This window comes from Deinococcota bacterium, assembly GCA_030858465.1.
Classification (GTDB): Bacteria; Deinococcota; Deinococci; order Deinococcales; family Trueperaceae; genus JALZLY01.
Window position 1 is genome coordinate 1 of the sequence record JALZLY010000133.1, and the last position, 3,726, is coordinate 3,726.

Below are 3,726 nucleotides of genomic sequence, written 5' to 3' on the forward strand. Positions count from 1 at the left end.
GACCTCGAGTTCCATCCCCACAACGACCTCTGGATGATCGTCCCCAACTGCCTGGCCGCCATCCGCGAGGGCTGCGGCGCCATCAACGGCACCTGCCTCGGCAAGGGCGAGCGCAGCGGCAATGCGCCGCTCGAGGCCGTCGTCATGCACCTCGCCGGCATGGGTTACTTCAGGGGGGAGGCGCCCGACTTCACCGCGCTCAATGCCCTCGCCGAGCTCTACGCAAAGATGGGTGAGCCCCTGCCCGCCAAGTACCCGCTCTACGGCAGGGACGCCCACCGCACCCGCGCGGGCATCCACGCCGACGGTCTCAACAAGTTCTGGCAGATGTACGCGCCCTTCAACGTCCCCGAGCTCCTCGGCCGGCCGCTCGAGGTCTCCCTCACCAAGGACTCGGGGCTGGCGGGGCTGGTCTTTCTCGTCCGCCAGCACCTCGGACTCGAGCTCGCCAAGGACGATCCCCGGCTGAAGCGGGTCCAGGCCTGGGCCGACGCGCAGTTCGACGAGGGGCGGGTGACGGGCATCGACTGGGAAGAGCTCGAGGCGGTGGTCGGAGAGCATCTCGGCGAGGCCGCGCCGGCGGGCTGAGGCGCGCGTTCTCCAAAACGAGTACAACGCCGACCAGAACCCTATGAACGCGCGGTAAGTGCAGCCCTACACGCAGAAAGGGTCCGGCAAGCTGCGCTACCATGGAGATATGGTCACAACCTTGAACAGCCTGGAAAAGGAGCTCTGGTTCGAGCTCGGTGAGGATCAAAAGGCCATCATCGGCCCACTTCGCGAGTTTCTGCGGGCGGAGGTCGCCCCCGGCGCGAGCGAGCGCGACAAGAGCGGCGCCTTTCCCTTCGACCTCGTCGCGCAACTCGGCGATATGGGCGTGATGGGCATGCAGGTGCCCGAGGAATACGGCGGCGCCGCCTTGGACACCGCCACCACGGCCCGCATCGTCGAGGAGATCGCCGCCGTGGACGGCTCCTTGTGTCTCACCGTCGCCTCGCACAACTCGCTCTGCAGCGGCCATATCATGGTCGCCGGGTCACAGGAGCAGCACGCGGCCTACCTGCCCGACTTAGCGAGCGCCAAGAAGCTGGGCGCCTGGGGCCTGACCGAGCCGGGTTCCGGTTCCGACGCCGCCGCCTTGAAGACCCGCGCCGAGGACATGGGCGACCACTTCGTCATCAGTGGCTCAAAGGTCTTTATCACCCAGGGCACGGTAGGCGGCACCTACGTGATCGTCGCGCGCACCGACGCGGCGCCCGCCTCCCGCTCTCCCACCGACGGCATCAGCGCCTTCGTGGTGGACGGCGGCGTCCCCGGCCTGCTGCGCGGCAAGCCCGAGGAGAAGCTCGGCCTGCACGCCTCGGACACCACCCCACTCACCTTTGAGAACATGGCGGTGCCCGCCGAGAACCTCCTGGGCGAGCGCGGCAAGGGCTTTAGGGACGTGCTGGAGGTCCTGAGCGGCGGCCGCATCGGCATCGCCGCGATGGGCGTGGGCTTGGGCCGCGGCGCCCTGGAGATCGCCGCCAAGTACGCTTTGGAGCGCGAGCAGTTCGGCAAGCCCATCGCCAGCAACCAGGGCATAAGCTTCAAGATTGCCGAGATGGCGACCGAGCTCGAGGCCGCCCGCCTCCTCTACCTTAAAGCCGCCGCCCTCAAGGACGCGGGCCGGGACTACGCTATGGCCGCCTCGCAAGCCAAACTCAAGGGCAGCGTTGCCGGGGTGAGGGCCTGCGACCACGCCATTCAGATTCTAGGCGGCTACGGCTACATCAGGGAGTACGGGGTCGAGAGAATGTGGCGCGACGCTCGCCTCACCCGCATCGGCGAAGGCACCGACGAGGTCCAGCACATGATCATCGCGCGGGAGTATTTGAGGCAGTTTCGGGCTTAAAGGGGAACGGAGGCCTCAAGGACAACGAGGTCGGCGGCTGGGCGGGCGTCCAAGACCTCGTCCGGCAGTGCCTCGAGCGCGTCCAAGACAGTTTTGATGCCCGCTCCAGACCTGTGCGCGTGTTCGCTTAAATGCCGCTTCCAGGCCCTGGCGCCGGGCTGACCGGCAAAGAGGCCGAGCATGTGCCGGGTGATGCTGTTAAAGCGGACGCCTTGCAGCAGGCACTGCTCGAGATAGGGCAGCATTCCCAGGACGACCTCACGCCTCGAGCGCGGCATCATGTCCTCACCAAAAATGTCGCGGTCGGCAGCCGCGAGGAGATAAGGGTTTTCGTAAGCGGCCCGACCTACCATCACTCCATCGACCTTTTCAAGCAGCGCACTCACTGTCTCGAGGCTCGTGAAACCCCCGTTAATCTCGATAAGCAGTTCGGGAAATTCTTCCTTAAGCCGGTAGACTTCTTCGTAGCGCAGGGGCGGCACGGTGCGGTTCTCCTTGGGGCTCAGGCCTTTTAACCAAGCCTTGCGGGCGTGGATGATGAAGCGCTCACAGCCCGCCTCGGCAACGGTGTCGACAAAGCGGCGCAGGTCCTCGTAGCCGTCGCGTTCATCGACGCCGGTGCGGTGCTTGACGGTTACGGGCAGATTGACCGCGCCACGCATCGCCGCCACGCACGCGGCTACCCGCCCCGGCTCGAGCATCAGGCACGCTCCGAAGTTGCCGCTCTGCACCCGCTCCGACGGACAGCCGACGTTTAAATTGACCTCGTCGTAACCCCAACTCTCGGCGATGCGAGCGCACTCGGCCAGCTTGGCGGGGTCGTCGCCGCCGAGTTGCAGGACGAGCGGCTTTTCCACCTCAGAAAAGCTCAAGAGCCGTTCGCGGTCGCCGTGTAAGACCGCGTGCATGGTGACCATCTCAGTATAGAGGAGCGTCCGCCTGGTCAGCTGGCGCACGAAGAAACGGTAGTGCCGGTCGGTCCAGTCCATCATGGGGGCGACGGAGAGGAGTCGGGTTGTGCCTCTTATGTCTCGTCTTATGGCTCGTCGAGGTCCGTTCATGCGTCCATCAGTGTACGCCTCCTCCAACGAGATGAACGACGCGTGCTTGGCAAAGGCTCGATAGTTTTCTGTTAAAATGGAAAGGTAAAAAGAAAAACCACGGTTTATATCGACGAAGAGCTTCTCAAGGCTGCCAAGATACTTGCCGTCCGCAGCGACAAAAAGGAATATGAGGTCTTTGAGGAAGCACTGCGAGCCCATATGGGCCTAGAGGTGGTCAACACCATTCGCAAACGCAGCAGCCTGAGCGAAGAAGAAGCGATGGCGCTTGCCGACGAAGAGAAGCATGCCTCCAGGCGCTGATCTTGCTCCGCGTCGTCTTCGACCCCAATGTTCTCATTTCGGCCGTCATCGCACCGGAGGGCACCTCGGCCAAACTGCTCGACGCGTGGTTCGGCGGCGCCTTCGACCTCGTCGTGCCTCCAGCGCTCCTTGGAGAGCTGGAGCGCGTCCTGCTTCGTCCCAAGTTTCGCCGTTACGCCTCAGAAGAGGAGGTCAGGATCTACCTCGCCCTCTTTTACAAACTCAGTGAATCACAGAAGGTAGCAAGAGCGTATAAAAAAGGGGAAGGTAAGGGTATGAAACTACCTTCCCCAGTCAAAGATAGCGATGACCCGAGCTAGGACAGTTGACCGGCTGCAAGAGCACCTCGAGCTAGACATCCAGGGCAGCAAAGCCAGCACCGAGATGGCCTTGGAGGTGCTCATGCACGCAGCGGCCACCGGACAAAGTATCGAAGCGAGTTGTGCTGAACTGGTGGGCACAGCTGAC

At 63.6% G+C, this 3,726-nt stretch carries 4 protein-coding genes; 3 read left to right on the forward strand and 1 reads right to left on the reverse strand.

Annotation, left to right across the window (positions count from 1 at the left end; genetic code table 11):
* Together M3498_06355 and M3498_06360 are read left to right on the forward strand one after the other, a co-directional pair.
* Positions 1 to 588: pyruvate carboxyltransferase (locus M3498_06355; GenBank protein MDQ3458906.1), on the forward strand; the 588-nt coding region annotated here is incomplete at its 5' end.
* 109 nt (positions 589 to 697) lie between these two features.
* On the forward strand, positions 698 to 1,894 hold the full coding sequence (locus tag M3498_06360) for an acyl-CoA dehydrogenase family protein (protein MDQ3458907.1): 1,197 nt from the start codon (positions 698 to 700) through the stop codon (positions 1,892 to 1,894).
* Here the strand turns inward: M3498_06360 and dusA are convergent.
* Positions 1,891 to 2,955, reverse strand: coding sequence for a tRNA dihydrouridine(20/20a) synthase DusA (dusA, locus tag M3498_06365; protein ID MDQ3458908.1), 1,065 nt, complete (start codon positions 2,953 to 2,955; stop codon positions 1,891 to 1,893). The genes M3498_06360 and dusA overlap by 4 nt on opposite strands.
* A 305-nt stretch (positions 2,956 to 3,260) precedes the next feature.
* Here dusA and M3498_06370 point away from each other — a divergent pair, with 305 nt between their 5' ends.
* Positions 3,261 to 3,578: a putative toxin-antitoxin system toxin component, PIN family gene (locus tag M3498_06370; GenBank protein MDQ3458909.1), complete on the forward strand. Its 318-nt coding sequence runs from the start codon at positions 3,261 to 3,263 to the stop codon at positions 3,576 to 3,578.
* Positions 3,579 to 3,726: the final 148 nt, after the last annotated feature.

Coding starts and splice junctions, on each gene's coding strand:
- dusA (MDQ3458908.1), bottom strand. CDS start 2,955: ATGAACGGACCTCGACGAGCCATAAGACGAGACATAAGAGGCACAACC.
- M3498_06360 (MDQ3458907.1), top strand. CDS start 698: ATGGTCACAACCTTGAACAGCCTGGAAAAGGAGCTCTGGTTCGAGCTC.